Origin of the sequence: Streptomyces pyxinae, from assembly GCF_024756275.1 — a bacterium.
Taxonomy (GTDB): Bacteria; Actinomycetota; Actinomycetes; order Streptomycetales; family Streptomycetaceae; genus Streptomyces; species Streptomyces pyxinae.
This window is the reverse complement of record NZ_JANUGQ010000001.1, coordinates 332,722-347,679: the sequence shown is the minus strand read 5'-3', so window position 1 is coordinate 347,679 and position 14,958 is coordinate 332,722. Positions and strand designations below refer to the sequence as shown.

At 73.2% G+C, this 14,958-nt stretch carries 13 protein-coding genes; 5 read left to right on the top strand and 8 right to left on the bottom strand.

Annotation, left to right across the window (positions count from 1 at the left end):
• Positions 1-98: 98 nt before the first annotated feature.
• A complete protein-coding gene (nagB, locus tag NX801_RS01440) occupies positions 99-884 on the bottom strand; it encodes a glucosamine-6-phosphate deaminase (RefSeq protein ID WP_258784869.1) in 786 nt (261 codons plus the stop codon).
• A 535-nt stretch (positions 885-1,419) separates the two neighbouring features.
• Between nagB and NX801_RS01435 the strand changes: the two genes are divergently transcribed.
• Positions 1,420-2,013, top strand: coding sequence for a TetR/AcrR family transcriptional regulator (locus NX801_RS01435; protein WP_258784868.1), 594 nt, complete (start codon positions 1,420-1,422; stop codon positions 2,011-2,013).
• A 451-nt stretch (positions 2,014-2,464) separates the two neighbouring features.
• Positions 2,465-3,934 carry a sensor histidine kinase gene (locus NX801_RS01430; protein WP_258785207.1) on the top strand — a complete coding sequence of 490 codons (1,470 nt, stop codon included), beginning with the start codon at positions 2,465-2,467 and terminating at the stop codon, positions 3,932-3,934.
• Between the two features lie 479 nt (positions 3,935-4,413).
• Here NX801_RS01430 and NX801_RS01425 read toward each other — a convergent pair whose 3' ends face one another.
• Both NX801_RS01425 and NX801_RS01420 read right to left on the bottom strand, forming a co-directional pair.
• On the bottom strand, positions 4,414-4,671 hold the full coding sequence (locus NX801_RS01425) for a WhiB family transcriptional regulator (RefSeq protein ID WP_003953983.1): 258 nt from the start codon (positions 4,669-4,671) through the stop codon (positions 4,414-4,416).
• 317 nt (positions 4,672-4,988) lie between these two features.
• Positions 4,989-5,957 carry a diacylglycerol/lipid kinase family protein gene (locus NX801_RS01420; RefSeq protein WP_258784867.1) on the bottom strand — a complete coding sequence of 323 codons (969 nt, stop codon included), beginning with the start codon at positions 5,955-5,957 and terminating at the stop codon, positions 4,989-4,991.
• A gap of 106 nt (positions 5,958-6,063) precedes the next feature.
• Here NX801_RS01420 and NX801_RS01415 point away from each other — a divergent pair, with 106 nt between their 5' ends.
• Positions 6,064-6,570 (top strand): hypothetical protein, encoded by a 507-nt coding sequence (locus NX801_RS01415; protein ID WP_258784866.1) that lies wholly within the window; start codon positions 6,064-6,066, stop codon positions 6,568-6,570.
• Positions 6,571-6,804: 234 nt separating this feature from the next.
• Here the strand turns inward: NX801_RS01415 and NX801_RS01410 are convergent, their stop codons facing one another.
• The 3 genes from NX801_RS01410 to NX801_RS01400 all read right to left on the bottom strand — a co-directional run bounded on the left by NX801_RS01410 (position 6,805) and on the right by NX801_RS01400 (position 8,765).
• Complete coding sequence (locus tag NX801_RS01410; RefSeq protein ID WP_258784865.1) at positions 6,805-7,833, bottom strand: RNA polymerase sigma factor SigF; 1,029 nt, start codon at positions 7,831-7,833, stop codon at positions 6,805-6,807.
• Between the two features lie 17 nt (positions 7,834-7,850).
• Positions 7,851-8,264, bottom strand: coding sequence for an ATP-binding protein (locus NX801_RS01405; RefSeq protein WP_258784864.1), 414 nt, complete (start codon positions 8,262-8,264; stop codon positions 7,851-7,853).
• A 240-nt stretch (positions 8,265-8,504) separates the two neighbouring features.
• On the bottom strand, positions 8,505-8,765 hold the full coding sequence (locus NX801_RS01400) for a UBP-type zinc finger domain-containing protein (RefSeq protein WP_258784863.1): 261 nt from the start codon (positions 8,763-8,765) through the stop codon (positions 8,505-8,507).
• 286 nt (positions 8,766-9,051) lie between these two features.
• On the opposite strand from NX801_RS01400, the gene NX801_RS01395 reads away from it, so the two are divergent.
• Positions 9,052-10,671 (top strand): Na+/H+ antiporter, encoded by a 1,620-nt coding sequence (locus tag NX801_RS01395; RefSeq protein ID WP_258784862.1) that lies wholly within the window; start codon positions 9,052-9,054, stop codon positions 10,669-10,671.
• A 180-nt stretch (positions 10,672-10,851) separates the two neighbouring features.
• Here the strand turns inward: NX801_RS01395 and NX801_RS01390 are convergent, their stop codons facing one another.
• Positions 10,852-11,877, bottom strand: coding sequence for a 1-aminocyclopropane-1-carboxylate deaminase/D-cysteine desulfhydrase (locus NX801_RS01390; RefSeq protein WP_258785205.1), 1,026 nt, complete (start codon positions 11,875-11,877; stop codon positions 10,852-10,854).
• Between the two features lie 219 nt (positions 11,878-12,096).
• The gene (locus tag NX801_RS01385; RefSeq protein WP_258784861.1) at positions 12,097-12,687 is read right to left on the bottom strand and encodes an N-acetylmuramoyl-L-alanine amidase; all 591 of its coding nucleotides are present in this window, start codon (positions 12,685-12,687) and stop codon (positions 12,097-12,099) included.
• Positions 12,688-13,082: 395 nt separating this feature from the next.
• Between NX801_RS01385 and NX801_RS01380 the strand changes: the two genes are divergently transcribed.
• Complete coding sequence (locus NX801_RS01380) at positions 13,083-14,516, top strand: family 2B encapsulin nanocompartment shell protein (protein ID WP_258784860.1); 1,434 nt, start codon at positions 13,083-13,085, stop codon at positions 14,514-14,516.
• Positions 14,517-14,958: the final 442 nt, after the last annotated feature.

Genomic DNA, 14,958 nt, shown 5'->3' with positions numbered 1-14,958 from the left:
CCGCCACCGAGAAGCCACTGTGTGAGGAGGAGCGGAGAGGGGCCGGTTCCCGTGAGGAACCGGCCCCTCTCCCGCGTCCGGGCACCCCACCCGAGGTGTTACAGCCCCTGCCAGGCGGGCTTGTGCGCGTAGGTGTGGCGGAAGTAGTCCGCGAGCTTCAGCTTGGTGGCCGCCGCCTCGTCCACCACCACCGTGGCGTGCGGGTGGAGCTGGAGCGCGGAGGCCGGCACCAGGGCCGCGACCGGGCCCTCCACCGCCTGGGCCACCGCCTCCGCCTTGCCCTCGCCGGTGGCGAGCAGCACCAGGTGACGGGCCTCCAGGATGGTGCCGATGCCCTGGGTGATGACATGGTGCGGCACCTGGTCGATGTCGTCCTCGAAGAACCGGGCGTTGTCGACGCGGGTCTGCTCGGTGAGGGTCTTGATCCGGGTGCGCGAGGCCAGCGAGGAGCAGGGCTCGTTGAAGCCGATGTGCCCGTCGGTGCCTATGCCGAGGATCTGGAGGTCCACCCCGCCCGCCTCGACGAGGGCCCGGTCGTACGCCTCGCACGCCGCCTGGACGTCCTCGGCGGAGCCGTCCGGGCCCATGAAGGCCCCGGCGTCCAGCCCCAGCGGCTCGACCACCTGGCGCAGCACGGTCGAGCGGTACGACTCCGGGTGCCCGACGGGCAGGCCGACGTACTCGTCCAGCTGGGCGATGCGGGCGCGCGCGGCGTCCACCGCGCCGGACCGGACCTTGGCGGTCAGCGCGTCGTAGATGGGCAGCGGGGTCGAGCCGGTGGCCACGCCGAGCAGGGCGTCGGGCTTGCGGCGCAGCAGGGCGGCGATGCCCTCCGCGATGAGTTCGCCGCCCGCCGCCGCGTCCTGGACGATGACAACTTCCACGCTGAGCCTGCCGATCTTGAGTGGTCTACGGGGATGTCCGTGCGCTGTTCAAAGTGGTATAGACCAATCTAGCAGAAGGGGTCCCGGGGGCGGAGAGCTCGCGCGGGCCGGTTCACGCGGGTCGGCCGGGGTCGTCCCGGGTCCGTCCGGGGTCCGTCCCGGGTCCGTCCGGGCCAGGTCCGTCCCGGTGTCGGGTCCGTCCCGGTGTCGGGCCCGTCCCGGTGTCGGGCCCGTCCCGGTGTCGGGCCCGTCCCGGTGTCGGGCCCGTCCCGGTTCGGGCCCGTACGGCTCCTGGCACGCCGGTTTCGGGGTCGTCCCGGGCCCGGGTCCGCCCGGCTCGGGGTCCTTCCGGGCCCGGGTCCGCCCGGTTCGGGGCCGTCCGGCCCGCGCGGTGGCTTCGCGGGGCCGCCATCCCTCCTGCCTCCATCGTGGAACCGGGTGGCCCGGCGCACATCTGGGCCCGGGGTCCTCGCCCGAGGTCCTCGGGCGGGACGGGCGCGGCGATATTCCCTAACACCCGCTATAGAATCCCCGCATGGCGACCACCGGACAGCGCGGACGGCCTCGCTCCTTCGACCGGGACGCGGCCCTGGAGCGGGCCACCACGGTCTTCTGGGAGCAGGGGTACGAGACCACCTCCATCGCGGACCTGACCCGGGCCATGGGCATCGGGGCGCCGAGTCTCTACGCGGCCTTCGGGGACAAGAGGACGCTGTTCCTGGAGGTCGTGGCGGCGTACGCGACGGAGTACGGCGGCTACGCCGTGCGCGCTCTGGCCGAGGAGCCGACCGCCCGGGCGGGCCTGGGCCGGATGCTGCGGGAGGCGGCGGCGGAGTTCACCGCCCCGGACCGCCCGCGCGGCTGTCTGATGATCTCCGCGGCGGCCAACTGTTCCACCCCCGGGGTGGCCGAGGAGCTGCGGGAGCGGCGGGAGACCAATATCGCGGGCTTCGCCCGGCTGATCCGGGCCGATGTCGCGGCCGGCCGGCTCCCGGCCGGGACCGACGCGGGGGCGCTGGCCCGGTTCTGCGGGGCGGTGCTCCAGGGCATGTCCCAGCAGGCCCGCGACGGGGCGGGGCGGGAGGAACTGGAGGCGGTGGCCGCCACCGCGATGCTCGCCTGGCCCTGACGGGGGACGGGCTCCGCACTCGGAGCACCCGCGACACCGGAAGTACCCGCGGGCCGCGGCGCCGGGACGGGACCCTCAACCCGTCCGGCACCGCAGCCCGGAGCTGCCCGGCCGGCGGGGTGTGCGGTCCCCCGGCCGAGGTGAGGGGCGGGCGCGGTCAGGGCAGAGAGCGCCGCTCCCTCGGGCACCCTCCTCGCGGAGGGCTCCACCCTCCTGTGCGGGGAGGGCGGAAGTCCGAACCGGTCCGGGCGGTCCCGGAACCGGGCAAGCTGTCGTCATGGTGGACCAGTAGTCATTGTGGACTAGACCATTCGGCCTGTCCACGTCCCGCGCGGGTGCCGCACCCCCGGGGTGCCGGGTGTCGCGGGACGGTGTGCCGGCCCCATCCTCCCGCATGGACCGCCTCCGCGCCAGGCTCCGTCCCCCCGGTACCCTCGCACCCGTGCCCTCCATGAACGACCTCGTACGCCAGCACACCGCCCTCGGTGAGTCCGACCTCGAATGGCTGCACCTGCTGGTCTCGGAGTGGCAGCTGCTCTCCGACCTCTCCTTCGCGGATCTGGTGCTCTGGGTCCCCACCAGCGACGGCACCCGGTACGTCTCCGTCGCCCAGATGCGGCCCAACACCGGCCCCACCTCCTACCAGGACGACATGGTCGGCCACCTGGTGCCGCGCGGCCGGCGTCCGCTGCTGGACGCGGCGCTGGACGAGGGCCGGATCGTGCGGGAGGGCGACCCGGAGTGGCGGGAGGAGGTCCCGGTCCGGGTCGAGTCCATTCCGGTCCGCCGGGAGGGCCGGGTGCTCGGGGTGATCGCCCGCAACACCAATCTGCTCACCGTGCGGACCCCCTCCCGGCTGGAGCTCACCTACCTCCAGTCGGCCTCCGACCTGGCCCAGATGATCGCTGCCGGAACGTTCCCCTTCCCCGGTCAGCAGGTCGACATGGACGCCTCGCCCCGGGCCGGTGACGGGCTGATCCGGCTGGACGCGGACGGGGTGGTCCAGTACGCCTCGCCCAACGCCCTCTCCGCGTACCACCGTCTCGGTCTCGCCACCGACCTGGTCGGCCAGCACCTCGGCCAGATCACCGCCGACCTCGCCCCGTCCCGGGGGCCGGTGGACGAGGCCCTGGTCAAGCTGGCCAGCGGCTATGCCCCGCGCGAGGCCGAGGTGGAGGGCAACGGCGGGGTCATCCAGCTGCGGGCCATCCCGCTGAAGCCCAAGGGCAGCCGGATCGGTTCCCTGGTGCTGCTCCGGGACGTCACCGAACTGCGCCGCCGCGAGCGCGAGTTGATCACCAAGGACGCCACCATCCGGGAGATCCACCACCGGGTGAAGAACAACCTCCAGACGGTGGCCGCCCTGCTCCGTCTCCAGGCCCGGCGGATGGACTCGGTCCGGGGCCGGGAGGCGCTCGACGAGGCGGTGCGCCGGGTGGGTTCCATCGCGATCGTGCACGAGACGCTCTCCCAGAACCTGGACGAGCGGGTGGAGTTCGACGAGATCGCCGACCGGGTCATCGCCATGGTCGCGGAGATCTCGCCCGGCAAGGTCGCCTGCCGTCGCAACGGCCGCTTCGGCATTCTCGACGCGGAAGTCGCCACCCCGCTCTCGATGGTGCTCACCGAGGTGCTGCAGAACGCCCTGGAGCACGCCTTCGCCCCCGGCGAGCAGGGCGCCGTCGAGGTGTCGGCGGTCCGGGGCGACGCCCGCTCCGCCGACGCCCGGCTGTTGATCACCGTGCAGGACGACGGCCGGGGACTGCCCGAGGGCTTCGACCCGCAGCGCGCCGGGAACCTCGGCCTCCAGATCGTCCGCACCCTGGTGGAGGGCGAGTTGGGTGGCACCTTCGACATGCGCCCGGCCCCGGAGCGCGGCACCCGGGTGGTGCTGGACATCCCCGTGCGCTCCCAGAAGTGACCCCGGTCGTGGCGGACCGCCGCCGGCCGGTGCCCGCCGGGGCTCGTTCTCACCCGAGTGGGTGAAGGGTGGAGCGGTTGTACGGCGGTACGCATCTCCCGGGATGGTCCGCCGATCAGCCGAGCGGACCGGCTCTCAGCAGAGCAACCCTCCCGTGAGGCGCGGAAGTTGACGGCCGGGCGTTCGATGACCTCGGGTGCGCAGCCGTCGGCGGCGACGGCCTCCGGCGGGTACCGGCGACCACGAGCGAGCCCCGCGGCCTCCGACGGCCTCCGGTGGCTTCCCCGGCCGCCCGAAGCCTCCCCTCGGACGCCACCCCCCGCCGTATCCGACGCGCACAGCAGCGAGCCCCGGACCGTGAAGACGGTCCGGGGCTCGAACGCTTGTGGGTTACTGCTGCGCGCTGCGGCTCGGGGAGCGGGTCATTGTGTGCGCACTGCACACGCCGCCGGGGCCGAGGCTCGTCGCGGTGGCGTCGCTCAGGCGCTGGCGTTGCGCGCCCGGTTGCGAGCGGCGCGGCGCTTCATGGCGCGGCGCTCGTCCTCGCTGAGGCCACCCCAGACGCCGGAGTCCTGGCCGGACTCGAGCGCCCACTGCAGGCACTGCTCCATGACGGGGCAGCGCCGGCAGACAGCCTTGGCTTCCTCGATCTGCAGCAGCGCAGGACCGGTGTTGCCGATGGGGAAGAACAGCTCGGGGTCTTCCTCACGACAAACGGCGTTGTGACGCCAGTCCATGGCTGCTACCTCTCCTTGGTGTTGCTGCACGGTGCTTGTGAATGTGAACGCTTTCACGAATCCCCCAACACGTGAAGGGCCGACGGCCAGAAGAACTGGTGTGGTCCGTGAAGTGAGGAGGGGTTCTGGCTATCCATGGAGGCCGGTGTTGCGGGCCGTCCCGATCGCCACGTAGAGATTCGCAAACCTCGGCTGCGGATACAACCCCTTCCGGAAAGTTTTTTTTGATTCCTCGGTGTCGGGTAGGTCACAGCCGTACTTCTATGGGGTGGATGGCAGCCCATACGTTCGAGATAAAGGACTAACGCCTCTTCCACTCACACAATCACACGCAGTGCACGGCGAACGCCTGTGAACGTCACGCTGGTACGCACTCCCAAATGGTCTCCGTCCATCTGGAAGGGCAGAGGCACCTTTGAATGCAAGGTGAAGTCCGTCTGATCATGGAGCGTGAGCGCATGCTTGCCCTGGGGTCCGCGCTCGGGGGTGGACATCAGGAGTTGCGTGGCATATCGGGCGACGGCGGGGGTGGACAGCCGGCTCAGCCCGAGCACGTCCAGCGCCGTGTCGAAGGAGGCGCCGGGGGAGGCGTACACCGGACGGTTCCCCAGATAGGTCCAGGGGGCGGTGTTGCAGACTATGGACACCACGAGGTCCTCGACCGGGTCGTCGCCGGGCCGCTCCAGAGTGATCCGTCCGTGCCGCCGGTGCGGCTCGTCCAGCAACTGGCGGACGACTTGGCGGACATAGAGGGAGTGCGTCGACCGCTTCCCCCGCTCGCGCTGCTGCTCGACCCGGCCGATCACCCCGGCGTCGAAGCCGTACCCGGCGCAGAAGGTGAACCAGCGGGCCGGCACCGACTTGTCCTCGGTCCCGGGGGTCCCGGAGGCGAGGCCCAGACCGATCGTCCGGTCACTGTTCGTGCTCAGCGCGTCCAGAATGGCCCCGGTCGCCTCCACCGCGTCGTTCGGCAGGCCCAGCGCGCGGGCGAAGACATTGGTGGAGCCGCCCGGCACCACCGCCAGCCGGGGCAGGCCCTCCGGGTCGGGGCCGTGGTGGAGCAGTCCGTTGACGACCTCGTTGACCGTGCCGTCGCCGCCGAGCGCCACGACCAGCTCGATGTCGTCCGACTCCGCCGCCCGCCGGGCCAGATCGCGGGCGTGCCCCCGGTACTCGGTCGTCACGGCGTCGAGCTTCATCTCGCTGGCCAGCGCGTGGATCAGGACGTCGCGGGTGCGGGCACTGGTGGTGGTGGCTGCCGGATTGACCACGAGAAGCGCGCGCATGCCCGCCAGGTTACCTACCGGGCGGTACTCCTCCCAGCCCCGGCCCGGTGGCCGGACCCCGCCCCGGGCCCGTCGGCCCGGCCCGCCCGGCGGCTACCCTGCAGGGGTGAGCAGGCTCGAACGCAAGACCCCCGACCCCGGCACCCCGGACGCCACCCGTGCCCCCGGTGCCGGCGCCGCCGGTCCCGGTACCCCGGACGCCTCCCCGACCGGGACTCCGCCGCACGACCGCCCCCGGCGGCTCACCGGCGCCGCCGCCGTCAATGGCGTGGAGGCCCTGGCGCTGATCGTCGGCGGGCTCTATGTGCTGATCACCAGCGTGACGGGAAGGCCCGACAACCTCACCCAGGCGCTCACCGGCGGGGTCACGCTCATCGCCCTGGGACTCATCCCGCTGGCCGCCGCCCGGGGGCTGCTGCGCCGCCGGAGCTGGAGCCGGGGCCCCGCGATCATCACCCAGCTGATGGCGCTGCCGGTCGCCTGGACGCTGCTCCAGGCCACGAGCGCGGCGATTCCGGGCGGTATCGCCCTGGCCGCGCTCGCCGTCACCGGGCTGGTGCTGCTGCTCCACCCGGCGACCGCCGAGGCCCTGGGCATCCGCCGCCGCGCCTGACACCGGGGACCGGCCCGTGAACGGGTCGTACGGGGCCGGGTCGTACGGGGTCGTACGAGAGCCCGGACCGTGCGGAGTCCGTACCGGGCCCGTGCCGAGCGGGGGCGTACGGGGCCCGGGTCGGCACGCGGGCGCCGGAACCGCCGGGGCGGACCCGTCCGGGGTGAAGCCCGCCGGTCCGGAGCGGTGCGGGGCCCGGTTCGTACCGCTGCCCCGGATTCCGTACGGCCCCGCTCACTCCTCCACGAGCAGCCGCTCGCGGAGCTGGGCCAGGGTGCGGGCCAGCAGCCGGGAGACGTGCATCTGCGAGATGCCGACCTCCTGGGCGATCTGCGACTGGGTCATGTTCCCGAAGAACCGCAGCAGCAGGATCCGCTTCTCGCGCGGCGGCAGCCCTTCGAGGAGCGGCTTGAGCGACTCCCGGTACTCCACGCCCTCCAGCGCCTCGTCCTCGGCGCCCAGGGTGTCCGCGACCGCCGGCGACTCGTCGTCGGTGTCCGGCACGTCCAGCGAGAGCGTCGAGTAGGCGTTGGCCGACTCCAGGCCCTCCAGGACCTCCTCCTCGGAGATGGCCAGCCGCTCGGCCAGCTCGTGAACGGTCGGTGAACGCCCGTGCAGCTGGGAGAGCTCGGCCGTCGCCGAGGTGAGCGAGAGCCGCAGCTCCTGGAGCCGGCGCGGCACCCGCACCGCCCAGCCCTTGTCCCGGAAGTGGCGCTTGATCTCGCCCACCACCGTCGGTGTCGCGTACGTCGAGAACTCGACGCCGCGCTCGGGGTCGAACCGGTCCACCGACTTGATCAGCCCGATGGTGGCCACCTGGGTCAGGTCGTCCAGCGGCTCGCCCCGGTTGCGGAACCGCCGGGCCAGGTGCTCCACCAGCGGCAGATGCATCCGTACCAGCTGGTTGCGCAGCTCGGCGCGGGCGGTGGAGTCGTCCGGCAGGGAGCGCAGCTCGATGAACATCGCCCGTGCGCCGCTCCGGTCCTGCGGGGCGTGCTGGTGCTGTGGCCGCTGCTCTTCCCGCTGCTGCTCGCTCATCCGGTCCGCCCGCTCCGCCCGCGCTCGCCTCGTGCCGGCCCGCTCCGGGCCCCGTGCCGGGGGCTCGGCGGGGCCGTCCGCGAGGCCGTCCACCAGATCGTCCGCCAGTCCGTCCGTCAGTCCGCCGGGTCCTCCGCCGACCAGGCCGTCCACCGGGTGCGGCCGTGCCTGCTGCTCCGGGATGCCCGACGCCGCACGGGCCGGGCCGCGCTCCTCGTTCCGCACCGGACCTCCCCCGTTCGTCACGCGGGGCCGGGACCGGCGCCGCGCTGTTTGTACAGGCTGATGGAGACCGTACGGTCCTCGTCGACGGAGGAGTCGACCTTACCGGCCAGTGCCGACAGCACCGTCCAGGCGAAGGTGTCGCGCTCCGGCGCGCGGCCGTCGGTCGTCGGTGCCGAGACCGTGACCTCCAGGGAGTCGTCGATCAGACGGAACACACAGCTGAGGACCGACCCCTGCACGGCCTGCTGCAGGAGGATCGCGCACGCCTCGTCCACCGCGATGCGCAGATCCTCGATCTCGTCCAGGGTGAAGTCCAACCGGGCCGCCAGACCGGCCGTGGCCGTACGCAACACGGACAGGTAGGCACCCGCAGCGGGCAGCCGGACTTCCACGAAGTCCTGGGTCCCGGGCTCGCCAGCGATCTGGGACACCCTCACCTCCAAGATGGCACAAGCTCTTTCAGGGCTCCGGAAGGGAACAACCTCTCCGGGGCCGTGCGGTTACGCGGGTCTGCGTACTCCGCCGTGACGCTATCGCGATCCATGGCACCGTGTCGCCAGGCCCTCGACCCAGCGGCTATCACTCATGGTAAGCATATGAGTACGCTCAGTGGCTAGGGGGTTGCCGGGGTCAATCGCGAGAATGCGGCGGAGGGTTGACGTACCCAGGCGTCAGACGATCGAACCGTCCGCGTAGCACCACCGCCAATTCTCCCCCGGTTCGAAGCTGCGCATCACCGGGTGGCCGGTCTCGTCGTAGTGCTTGGTGGCGTGCCGCCCCGCCGAGGAGTCGCAGCAGCCGATGTGCCCGCAGGCCAGGCAGATCCGCAGCTGGACGGGGTGCGTCCCGTCGGCCAGGCACTCCGGGCACGTCTCCGTGGCCGGCGCCGGCTCGGGGCGCGGCAGTTCTGCCACATGCGGACACTCGCTCATGATGGCCAGGTTACGCCGGGCCTGTGACAGGCGGGGCCCGGCGGACGCGCGGAGAACACGCGGTGCCGCGGAGGCCGCAGAGAGCTGCGGACGGCGGCGGAGAGCGGCGGACGGAAGACCGCGACGGTCCGCGGTCATCCGCGGCGATCCGCGACGATCCGCAGTGATCCGCAATGATCCACGGAGACTGTGGAGACCGCGGAGGGCGTAGAGGCCTGGAGGCCGTGGAGAACTGCGGGAAACCGCGGACGCGCGCGGAGAACGTACGAGAGCGGGGAGAGGAACCATGGACGCGCTGCCACTGGTGGCACTGGTGGCGGTGAGCGCCGCCCTCGCGGGACTGGCCCGCCGGACCCCCGTACCGGCGCCGCTGCTGCTGGTGGCCGCCGGGCTCGCCGCCGCGTATCTGCCGGGCGTGCCGGACTACACCCTGGACCCGCACATCGTGCTGCCGCTGTTGTTGCCGCCGCTGCTGCACACCGCCGCGCTGGACTCCTCCTATCTGGACCTGCGGGCCAACGCCCGGCCGGTGGCGCTGCTCTCGGTCGGCTACGTCCTGTTCGCCACCGTCGCCGTCGGCTGGCTGGCCCATCTGCTGGTGCCCGATCTGCCGCTGACCGCCGCGCTGGTGCTGGGGGCCGTGGTGGCGCCGCCGGACGCGGTGGCCGCCACCGCGATCGCCCGCCGGCTGGGGCTGCCGAACCGGATCACCACCATCCTCCAGGGCGAGTCCCTGGTGAACGACGCCACCGCGATCACCGCGTACAAGGTGGCGCTGGCGGCGGCGGTCGGCGAGGGCATCGGCTGGGCGGGCGGCATCGCGGAGTTCGCGCTCGCCGCGCTCGGCGGCACCGCCGTCGGTCTGGTGCTGATGGTGCCCATCCACTGGCTGCGGCGCCGGCTGCGCGACCCGCTGCTCCAGAACACCCTCTCGCTACTGATCCCGTTCGTCGCCTACGCGGCCGCCGAGCGGGTGCACGCCTCCGGGGTGCTCGCGGTGGTGGTCGTGGCGCTCTACCTCGGACACCGGGCGTGGCAGGTGGACTTCGCCACCCGGCTCCAGGAGGAGGCGGTGTGGAAGGTGGTCGCCTTTCTGCTCGAGTCCTCGGTCTTCGCGCTGATCGGGCTCCAGTTGCCGTATGTGGTGCGCGGACTCGGCCGGTACGGGACGGGGGAGGCGGCCGGGTACGCCGCCGGGGTCTTCGTCGCCGTGGTGCTGGTGCGCTTCCTCTGGGTCTTCCCCGCCACCTTCGTACCGCGCGCCCTCTCGCCGGGCGTGCGGGAGCGGGAGCCGGGGGTCGACTGGACCGCGCCCGTCATCGTCGGCTGGGCCGGGATGCGCGGGGTGGTCTCGCTGGCCGTCGCCTTCTCGATCCCGGTGGCCTCGGGCGGCGAGGCGTTCCCGGCCCGGAACCTGGTGCTCTTCCTGACCTTCACCACGGTGATCGGCACCCTGGTGGTGCAGGGGCTCAGCCTGCCGCCGCTGATCCGGGCGCTGCGGCTGCCGGGCCGGGACCGGCAGGCCGAGACGCTGGCCGAGGCGCAGGCGCAGAGCGAGGCGTCCCGGGCCTCCGAGGAGCGGCTCGACACGCTGCTGGCGGACGAGCGGAACGCGCTGCCCGGGCCACTGGCCGACCGGCTGCGCACGGTGCTGGAGCGGCGCCGCAACGCCGTCTGGGAGCGGCTCGGCCAGGTCAACGAGCTCACCGGGGAGTCGGCTGACGACACCTACCGGCGGCTGGCGCGGGAGATGATCGACGCCGAACGGGAGGTGTTCGTACGGCTCCGGGACGAGCGGCGCATCGACGACGAGATGATGCGCTCCCTGCTGCGCCGGCTGGACCTGGAGGAGGCGGCCGCGTACCGCGAGGGCGGCCCGGGCCGGTCGGGGCCCTCGGGACGGTGAGGCGAGCGGTGCGGCCGCGCGCCGGCCGCCGGGGGTTGTCGGTGGGCGGCGGTACGGTCGGCGTGAGAGGGCCGGGTCGTCGGCCGGGGAGGTGGTCCTCGGGCGCCTGCTCCCTCCGGTCGATGTGTCGGTGGGCGGCGGTAGGGTCACCGGGCGCCCTCGGCCGGCGGCGGGACACGGTCACCGGCGGCCGGTCGGTTTCGTCGCTTCGATCGGTGTGATCCGCTTGGCCGCTTCGGCCGCTTTGTCGGTGGCCGGCGGTACGGTCACCGGGGGCTGCTCCGGGCCCGGGGTGCCGGTGATCACGGCGGCGAGCGCGGTGCCGGGCGGGAAGGCGCCCTCCTCGGTCAGGGCGAGCAGCGCGTACAGCATCTTGGCCACATACAGTCGCTCCACGGCCATTCCGTGCCGGGCCCCGAAGTCCTCGGCGAACTCCAGCAGCTCCGGAGTCGTACGGGCGTACCCACCGAAGTGGAACCGTTCGTCCAGGCTCCACCGCCCCCGGACCCCGCCGAACGCCTCCTCCTGAAGTGCCCGTATCGCGCCGCCGAGGAAGCCGCCCCGCAGGACCGGTATGCCGAGCGCCCGCTGCTCCGGGTCCAGACCGGCGGCGAGCCCCGCGAGGGTGCCGCCCGTCCCGCACGCCACCGCCACCACATCGGCCCGCCCCCGCAGTTCCGCGCCCAGCGCGGCGCAGCCCCGTACCGCCCGGGCGTTGCTGCCGCCCTCGGGCACCAGCACGGCGTCCGGCGCCACCCCCGCCTCCCGCAGCAGGGCGGCCAGCACCTCGGGATCGTCCTTGGCGCGGTAGCGGGCCCGGTCGGTGAAGACCAGCCGCATCCCGTCCGCCGCGCACCGGGCCAGTGACGGGTTGAGCGGCCGTCCGGCCAGTTCGTCACCGCGTACGAAACCGGTCACCGACAGCCCGAGCAGCCGCCCGGCCGCCGCGGTGGCGCGCAGATGGCTGGAGTAGGCGCCGCCGAAGGTGACCAGCGCCCGGCCGGCCGCCCCGGCCAGATTGGGCGCCAGCTTGCGCCACTTGTTGCCGATCAGCTCCGGGTGGATCAGGTCGTCCCGCTTGAGCAGCAGCCGGACGCCGTGCCGGCCGAAGCGCTCGTCCTCGGCCGGGAGCAGCGGCGAGGGCAGCCGGACACCGAGCCCGCCGGGGCCCGCGGGGCCGCCGGGGGGCTCGGTGCCGGTGCTGATGGCGCTGTCGGCGCTGTTGGCGGGGTGGTGCGCGTTCACACGCCCATTGTCAGGCCGGCGGCCGGGCACGGGCATCCGGCCGCCCGGGTGGCCGGACGGGAGTGCCCGGGCGGTCCGCCGGCCGGGTGCCCGCGTGGCCGGGCCGACGGGCATCCGCGTGGTCGGGGAGCCGGACATCCGCGAGGCCGGGTGGTCGGGCAGCCGGGTGCCCGGGCGGCCTCACTTCAGCAGCTCCGCGACCCGGGCCCGCATGGCGTTCATGGTGAAGCCGCGCGGATCGACCTTGCCGGGCTGCCACTCCAGGTGCCCGATCACCGAGCGGGCCGTCCAGCCGTGGTGGCGGCAGACCGCCGCGGCCGCCCGGGCGATGGCGTCGAGCTGCGCCTCGGGCCAGGGGTCCTCGCCGTCCCCGAGGTTCTCGCACTCGAAGCCGTAGAAGTGCCGGTTGCCGTCGGTGTTGGACTCGTTGTCGTGCGGCAGCCCCCGTTCCGCGATGACCGCGCGCAGGACGTCGTCGTCGCCGGAACCCGCGTGGTTGGCCCGGCCGTACCCGACCAGGTGCACCCGGCCGTCCTTGGTGATCACGCCGTGGCAGAGCGGCCCGGGGAGCGCGTCGTGCCCCTGCCGGCAGAGCCGTACCGTGCTCGCGGAGCCCTGGGTGACCGTGTGGTGGATCATCACTCCGTGGACCGGGCCCCAGGGGCCCTTGTGGTTCCGGTTGTGGGTGCGCCAGTCGCCGACCTGGACGACGTTCAGCCCCTCGCCGCGCAGGGCGCTGAGGAAACTGTTCGCGGACATGGGTGGGGCCATGACCGCCTCCTTCGTGCTGTGGTGCTGATGGATGGTGTCGGACGTGCGGCGTCGGTACGGCCGGGCGGCCGGCGGTGGCCGGGTCGCCCGGCCGCGCCGGTGGGGATGCCGGACCCGGAGGTCCGTGCCGCTGCCTACCCATACGGAAGCCGGGCCTCCGGTGTTCGGTTCGGCCGTGCGAGCCGATCCGGACAGGGCGCTCCGCCCGGGCCCGATGCCGTGATCGGCGCCGTGGCCGGTGCTGTGGACGGTCGATTCCTGGTCCGAGCGGGTGAAAAGACGTGTCATTCCCGCCAGGAGGGAAACCAGTCCCACTCTTTCGAGTAATGGCGCGGGCACAGAGCGCGCTGACAGGCTTTCCCCGACGGCAATTCCATGAGCGAGGGGAACAGTTCATGTCGGTTGGTTCTGTCGATTCGGCCGGTGCGGTCGGGGGCGAGGCGCACGACGAGCGGACCCGCTCGCAGCAGAGTCTCGGTACGGCCGCGGCGCGGAATCTGGCGACCACCACCAAGTCCGCGCCGCAGATGCAGGAGATCACCTCCCGGTGGCTGCTGAAGATGCTGCCGTGGACGCAGGTGCAGGGCGGTACCTACCGGGTCAACCGGCGGCTCACCTACGCGGTCGGGGACGGCCGGGTGACGTTCGTGCAGACCGGCGACCGGGTGGCCGTGGTCCCCGGCGAGCTGGCCGAACTCCCGGCGCTCCGGGGGTACGACGACCAGGACGCGCTCACCGAGCTGGCCAATCGCTGCCGCCAGCGGACGTACGCGGCCGGGCAGGTCATCGCCGTGGCCGGGGAGGACACGGACCGGGTGCATCTGCTGGCGCACGGCAAGGTGGAGAAGCTGGGCACCGGGCCGTACGGCGACGAGGCGGTCCTCGGCGTGCTCGCGGACGGCGCCCACTTCGGCGACGCCGCACTGGTGGACGCCGACGCCACCTGGGAGTACACCGCTCGGGCCGCCACCGACTGCGTGGTGCTGGAGCTGACCCGCTCCGATGTGCTCAACCTGGCCGAGCGCGCCGATTCGCTGGCCGAGCGCCTCGCGGCCGCCGCCGATCTGCCCCGGCAGCGGACCAACAAGCACGGCGAGAAGGCGATCGACCTCTCCGCCGGCCATGTCGGCGAGGCGCTGCTGCCGCACACCTATGTCGACTACGAGGCCGCGCCCCGGGAGTACGAACTGAGCGTCGCCCAGACCGTGCTGAAGGTGCACAGCCGGGTGGCCGACCTCTACAACCAGCCGATGAACCAGACCGAGCAGCAGCTGCGGCTGACCGTGGAGGCGCTGCGGGAGCGCCAGGAGCACGAGCTCATCAACAACCCCGAGTTCGGCCTGCTCTCCAACTGCGACTACGGCCAGCGGCTCCAGCCGCACGACGGCGTCCCCTCTCCGGACGACCTGGACGAGCTGCTCTCCCGCCGCCGGGGCAACAAGCTCTTCCTCGCCCATCCGCGCGCCATCGCCGCCTTCGGCCGGGAGTGCAACCGCCGTGGTCTGGTGCCCGAATCGATCGACCTGGGCGGCCACCGCATCCCGACCTGGCGGGGAGTGCCGATCTTCCCCTGCAACAAGATCCCGGTCTCCGAGGCCCGGACCACCTCGATCATCTGTATGCGTACCGGCGAGGCCGAGCAGGGCGTGATCGGCCTGCACCAGACCGGCATCCCGGACGAGATCGAGCCGAGCCTCTCCGTCCGCTTCATGGGCATCGACGAGCAGGCCATCATCTCCTACCTGGTCACCGCCTACTACTCGGCGGCGATCCTGGTGCCCGACGCCCTCGGAGTCCTGGAGAACGTGGAGGTCAGCCGCTGGCGGTGAGCCGGAACGCGGTACGGGCGGAGCCGGGCGGGGCCGGAATCGGCCGACAGCCCTGGGGAGCCGGATCCGGAGGGGCCGGGGCCGGGGCGCCGACGGCCGAGGCGCTCGGGCCGCAGTGGGGCCGGCTCCGGGTGGGCCGGGCCCGGGTGAACCACTGGGCCCGGGTGGGCCGGGCCCGGGTGAACCACTGGGCCCGGGTGGGCCGGGTCCGGTTGGGTCTGGCACGGACCGGCCTGGCGCAGGCGGGGGGTTCGGGCCGGGTGGGCCTGGCGGGGGCGGGACCGGCCCGGTTCGGCTGTCCACTCCGTCCGTACCCCTGCCGGGCATCGGGCCGCAGTGCCGCAGTGCCTCCGGAAGCCCCACCCGCTTCCACGGCCCGGTGCGCGCGCCTGCCGGAGCCGGGGCCCGGTGCCGTCCATCGGCCCACCAGCCCGCCGACGTC

Excerpts from the sequence above, each read along its gene's own strand:
- NX801_RS01435 (WP_258784868.1), top strand. The coding sequence starts at position 1,420 with ATGGCGACCACCGGACAGCGCGGACGGCCTCGCTCCTTCGACCGGGAC.
- NX801_RS01430 (WP_258785207.1), top strand. The coding sequence starts at position 2,465 with ATGAACGACCTCGTACGCCAGCACACCGCCCTCGGTGAGTCCGACCTC.
- NX801_RS01425 (WP_003953983.1), bottom strand. The coding sequence starts at position 4,671 with ATGGACTGGCGTCACAACGCCGTTTGTCGTGAGGAAGACCCCGAGCTG.
- NX801_RS01420 (WP_258784867.1), bottom strand. The coding sequence starts at position 5,957 with ATGCGCGCGCTTCTCGTGGTCAATCCGGCAGCCACCACCACCAGTGCC.
- NX801_RS01400 (WP_258784863.1), bottom strand. The coding sequence starts at position 8,765 with ATGAGCGAGTGTCCGCATGTGGCAGAACTGCCGCGCCCCGAGCCGGCG.
- NX801_RS01395 (WP_258784862.1), top strand. The coding sequence starts at position 9,052 with ATGGACGCGCTGCCACTGGTGGCACTGGTGGCGGTGAGCGCCGCCCTC.
- NX801_RS01385 (WP_258784861.1), bottom strand. The coding sequence starts at position 12,687 with ATGGCCCCACCCATGTCCGCGAACAGTTTCCTCAGCGCCCTGCGCGGC.
- NX801_RS01380 (WP_258784860.1), top strand. The coding sequence starts at position 13,083 with ATGTCGGTTGGTTCTGTCGATTCGGCCGGTGCGGTCGGGGGCGAGGCG.